Annotated in this window: 3 protein-coding genes; 1 reads left to right on the forward strand and 2 read right to left on the reverse strand. The window is 45.5% G+C overall.

The window, feature by feature from the left end; translation table 11 throughout:
• A partial coding sequence (locus tag O9332_RS15290) for a DUF3782 domain-containing protein (protein ID WP_288026267.1) occupies positions 1-309 on the reverse strand: 309 nt, incomplete at its 3' end.
• A 63-nt stretch (positions 310-372) separates the two neighbouring features.
• Between O9332_RS15290 and cbiE the strand changes: the two genes are divergently transcribed.
• Positions 373-1,641 (forward strand): precorrin-6y C5,15-methyltransferase (decarboxylating) subunit CbiE, encoded by a 1,269-nt coding sequence (cbiE, locus tag O9332_RS15295; protein ID WP_288026269.1) that lies wholly within the window; start codon positions 373-375, stop codon positions 1,639-1,641.
• 135 nt (positions 1,642-1,776) lie between these two features.
• Here the strand turns inward: cbiE and O9332_RS15300 are convergent, their stop codons facing one another.
• Positions 1,777-2,208 carry an endonuclease domain-containing protein gene (locus tag O9332_RS15300; protein ID WP_223213117.1) on the reverse strand — a complete coding sequence of 144 codons (432 nt, stop codon included), beginning with the start codon at positions 2,206-2,208 and terminating at the stop codon, positions 1,777-1,779.
• Positions 2,209-2,443 lie beyond the last annotated feature (235 nt).

Here is a 2,443-nt window from a genome sequence, read left to right on the forward strand (position 1 = left end):
GACTTCCACTACTAGCACATGATTCTCATTAGTTACTAACACATCAATTTCTAGGGTTTTACCGTCGAGACGTTTTCTGACTCTTTGACTAACTTGATGTACGGGAATCTGACGATTTAAAAATAAAGTCTCACAAGCTGGGGCTACCATATTTTCGACAAAACGACCCCATTTACCCCCAAGATTACCAATTTCTTGACTGAGTCTGGTAATTTGGCGATCAGTTGCTTGAAAGCGTCGCTCGGTTTCTTTTTGAGCTTCTACTAATTCGGCTAATAATCTCCAAACGTCATCGGCGGTGGTGGTCATAATTTTTCCTCTAAATTAACTTGACACTAACCCGATTATATCTTGTTTGAAGGATAGAGCCTGATGGCAGATAATGAAATAGTAGCGATTTTTTTTAATATGGCGGATCGCAATTGTAAGTCGAAATGGCTATCGATCATAGGAATTGGTGAAGATGGCTTAGAAGGGTTAAGTTCGGTGGGGCGAAGTCTGCTTTCTTTAGCATCAGTTATTGTCGGTGGTGAACGTCATCTGGCAATGTTACCCCCAGAGGATCGACGGCAAAAACTGCTCTGGACTTCTCCTATTCAAGACTCTGTGAACGAGATTATCCGCCTTCGTGGTCAATCCGTCTGTGTTTTGGCCAGTGGTGATCCCATGTGCTACGGGATTGGTGTCACCCTCACCCGTCAGATTCCCCTTGAGGAAATGACGATTATTCCCTCTCCTTCTGCCTTCAGTCTTGCCTGTAGTCGTTTGGGTTGGCCTCTGAGTGAAGTGGAAACTTTGAGTTTGTGCGGTCGCCCTCCGGCTTGGTTGAATGGGGTGCTTTATCCCGGCGCTAAACTGCTGGTACTGAGTGCCGATGCCCAGACTCCAGCGATCGCTGCTCGGCTGCTCCGGGAGGGAGGTTTTGGCGAAAGTTCCATCACGGTTTTAGAACATCTAGGGGGAACCCTAGAACGCCACATTCAAGGCATCGCCAACGATTGGCAATTTACAGAGCTGGCGGATTTAAATGTCATCGCCATTAGCTGCATCTCCTCCCATCCCACCACCCTGGCGCCGCGCCTTCCCGGACTGCCGGATTCTGCTTACCATCATGACGGCCAGTTGACAAAAAGAGAAGTTCGTGCTATCACTCTGAGTACATTGGCTCCCCTACCCGGACAATTGCTCTGGGATGTGGGGGCAGGTTGTGGTTCCATTGCCATTGAGTGGCTGCGGAGCGATCGCCGTTGCCAGGCTATTGCGATCGAACATCATCCCACCAGATTACAATACATTGCCGATAATGCCGCCGCCCTGGGAACGCCCCATCTGCAAATCGTCGCCGGAATCGCACCGAGCGCCCTAGAAGATTTACCGCAGCCGGACGCTATTTTTATTGGTGGCGGTATCACCACACCCCACCTATTGGAAACCTGTTGGTTAGCCCTGCGCCCCGGGGGTCGTCTTGTTGCCAATACTGTTACAATTGAAAGCGAATTAGTCCTCTTGCAATGGCATAGTAAATTAGGAGGGGAACTGCTGCGGATTGGCATTGAAAAAGCCGAACCGGTCGGTAAATTTTTAGGTTGGAAAGCAATGGCTCCCGTAACCCAGTGGACTGTTCTGAAACCGAGATTGTAAATCCTTGATTTTGTCCTTGCTCTCTCTTGCAAAAGTTGTCAATAGAACTTTTTGGGTATTCTTTTCCTCTCTAATTAGTTAGGTGTTAAAAATTGTCAGATCCCCCTTAATAAGGAGGGATCAAAGCCCCCCTTATCAAGGGGGGTTGGGGGGATCAAAGCCCCTTAATAAGGAGGGATCAAAGCCCCCCTTATCAAGGGGGGTTGGGGGGATCAAACTTCCAATTACTCCACAAACTCCCTCAAAATTACTCAAAACTTCTTGATTAGTAAAGCGGATTACTGTTAATCCATAACCTGATAAAATTTGGGTTCTTTCTAAGTCATAGTTCTGAGCATCTTCACTATTATGAATATCACCATCAATTTCAATCACTAATTTTAATTCGGGGCAATAAAAGTCAACAATAAATTGATCAATCGGTCTTTGACGATGAACTCTATATTTAAAATTTTTTAAGTATTCATACCAAAGTTTTCTTTCAGCTTTGGTCATGTTTTTACGGAGTTCTTTGGCTCGTTCTACGAGTTTGGGATTGTAGGGTAGATGATGATTGGTTAATTGCATAAGCTTACTTTCTGGTTAGTCATGTTACCGTACTTAGCCCCCCTTGATAAGGGGGGTTGGGGGGATCAAACTTAACGTGATTGCAGTTTTATTTATGGCTCTTCGGTTTGTGTTATGCAATGGAGGGGGGTTATAAGGGATGGAACCCTTATATAGAAAGGCATTTAGCGATTTTTGTCAATTGTTTTTTATCTAGAGCGAACTAATCAATTAAGTCTCTTGCCAGATAAGGATT

It is taken from the genome of Microcystis sp. LE19-10.1B (assembly GCF_027530565.1).
GTDB classification, from domain to species: Bacteria; Cyanobacteriota; Cyanobacteriia; order Cyanobacteriales; family Microcystaceae; genus Microcystis; species Microcystis aeruginosa.

Excerpts from the sequence above, each read along its gene's own strand:
- cbiE (WP_288026269.1), top strand. The coding sequence starts at position 373 with ATGGCAGATAATGAAATAGTAGCGATTTTTTTTAATATGGCGGATCGC.
- O9332_RS15300 (WP_223213117.1), bottom strand. The coding sequence starts at position 2,208 with ATGCAATTAACCAATCATCATCTACCCTACAATCCCAAACTCGTAGAA.